General features: G+C 65.2%; 3 protein-coding genes. 2 read left to right on the plus strand and 1 reads right to left on the minus strand.

Translation table 11 applies throughout. From position 1 onward, the window contains the following. A partial coding sequence (locus U9980_RS14080; protein WP_322768328.1) for a DedA family protein occupies positions 1-758 on the plus strand: 758 nt, incomplete at its 5' end. Between the two features lie 48 nt (positions 759-806). Here U9980_RS14080 and U9980_RS14085 read toward each other — a convergent pair. Further along, a complete protein-coding gene (locus tag U9980_RS14085; protein WP_322768333.1) occupies positions 807-2,009 on the minus strand; it encodes a hypothetical protein in 1,203 nt (400 codons plus the stop codon). On the opposite strand from U9980_RS14085, the gene U9980_RS14090 reads away from it, so the two are divergent. Further along, a partial coding sequence (locus tag U9980_RS14090; RefSeq protein ID WP_322768334.1) for a hypothetical protein occupies positions 2,008-2,259 on the plus strand: 252 nt, incomplete at its 3' end. The two genes, U9980_RS14085 and U9980_RS14090, sit on opposite strands and share 2 nt — an antisense overlap.

Raw genomic sequence — 2,259 nt, forward strand, 5'->3', positions numbered from 1 at the left:
CCATGCCATCGATGGCCATACCATCGATGGCCATACCCTTGATGACTATGGCCCCGACAATCACGGCCCCGATGAGCATGGCCCCGATCGTCGTGGCGGCGACGCTCACCGCGACGCCGGGTACGACTCTGCTCCACCACCTGCTGGTCCTACCCGCACCGGCCGTCTACGCCATCGTCGGTGCTCTTGCTTTTGCCGAGGCCGCGCTCTTCGTTGGATTCGTGCTGCCCGGCGAGACCGCGGTGGTACTCGGTGGGGTGCTGGCGAGCCAGCATGTGGTCAACCTCGGCGGCATGGTCGCGGTTGTGATCGCCGCGGCTATCCTCGGAGACTCGGTCGGCTACGAGGTGGGCAGACACTTCGGCGAACGGATCCTGGCCCTGCCATTCCTACGGCACCGCCGCCCGGCGATAGACCGTGCCCGGGCCTACCTTCGGACCCGTGGCGGGCGGGCGGTGTTCGTCGGCCGTTTCACCGCGTTCCTGCGCGCGGTCATGCCCGGCCTGGCCGGTCTGTCCCAGCTGCCCTACCGCCGATTCCTCGTCTTCAACGCGGCCGGCGGTATTGTCTGGGGAACTGGGTTCACCCTGCTGGGCTACGTCGCCGGCGCGTCCTATGCCAGCGTCGAGAAGGCGGCCGGATGGGCCTCAACCGGCTTGCTCGCCGTGTTTGCCAGCGGCCTGCTCGCCGTGCACCTCTACCGCCGCCGGCACAATCGTGTCACCGACGACCAGCCCGATGTGTCACCCCCGGGATAGAACCGGTGACGGGCCGTCGAGAAACGGACAACGAGCACAGCGGGCAGCTCAGCGCAGGATGCCGGTGTGACCGAGCGAGTAACGGCCCGGTTGAGGCCAGACACAGGCACCATGCGGCCCCGGACCGACCTTGATCCGTGCCAGCAGGCTCCCGTCCCTGGTCGAAATCGCGTAGACCTCGCTGTTGTAGCGTCCACTCAGCCACAACACCGACCCGTCCGCGGATACCCCACCCATATCCGGGCTTCCGCCGCCGGGGATCTGCCATTTCTGCCGGACCTGACGGGTCGCGAAGTCGACGAGGGAGATAGAGCCTTCGCCGCGGTTCGACACGTACATCACGGCCGCGTCCCGGCTCGGGTACAACCCGTGTGCGCCCTGGCCGGTTGGCAGAAAACCGATTTTCTGGAAACGTATCGGGTCGACGAGGTGAAGACCGTTCGACATCATGTCCGCGACGTAGAGTACCTCACCTCGGGGATCAAGCTTGATATCCTGTGGCATGCCGCCGACGGTCAGGTAGCCTACGACCGAAAGCGTCCGCAGGTCGATTTTGACCAGCTTGCCGGAAAATTCGCAGGTAGCAACCAGGAACGAGTTGTCCGCGGCGAAGTCGATGTGGTCGACGCCGGCACAGTCGACCGGTAGACGCATCCGCGGCTGCCAGGTGTGCGGGTCGTAGAAGTCCAGCCGTCGAAGCGCTTCGGCGACGACAATCGCATACCTGCCGTCCGGGGTGAAGTACATGTTGTACGGGTCCGCGACCGCAATATTTGGTCCTTTGACCGTTCCGGTGGCTGGGTCGATCGGGGTGAGGCTGTTCCCCAGGTCGTTGGTCACGTACAATGTCGACAGGTCCCAGGACGGTACGACATGCTGTGGATTACGGCCGACCACAAAACTATTGGTCACCTTGAAGGTCGCCGGGTCGATGACGTCGACGGTGTTGCTGTCGCTGTTCGGGACATAGATCAGCGGTTTCGCGCCGCGAACGGCCGGGCTGAGCTGATTCGCCCCGTCAAAGGCATACACATTCGCCGGCGTCGGGACGCTGGTTCCCCCGGTCGGCGCTGCCTGCGGTGCTGGGCCGTCCGCCGCCGTTCCCGGAGCCTTCGTCGGTGTCGACGCCGGTGGTCCTGACGGTGAGCTTCCCTCACTACAGGCGGCAACAACGGCAACCCACAACAAGGCAATGAGTGCCAGGCGCAATGCTCGTGGTACGCGGGCCTCAGCATACGTCCGCACAGGCATGCTCCGATTTGAGACGAGATTCGCGGCACCGGGCATCGCAGCGTCCGCGCGAGTGATACCCGGCGGCTCGTCCACCACACGTCCCGTCATCTCAGCCCGGCTCGGTCAGGTACTCGGTCAGGTGGGCGGTGCGACCCACCCCCGGCACCGGATGTACATCGGCCAACGGACATGTGATCATGATTTCTCCCGCACGCCCGGAGGTTCCAAGCAGCCTAACGGGCTGATCTGGGGCACCACCACCGAGGGG

The organism is Protofrankia sp. Cr1, from assembly GCF_963555865.1.
Lineage (GTDB): Bacteria > Actinomycetota > Actinomycetes > Frankiales > Frankiaceae > Protofrankia.

Excerpts from the sequence above, each read along its gene's own strand:
- U9980_RS14085 (WP_322768333.1), bottom strand. The coding sequence starts at position 2,009 with ATGCCTGTGCGGACGTATGCTGAGGCCCGCGTACCACGAGCATTGCGC.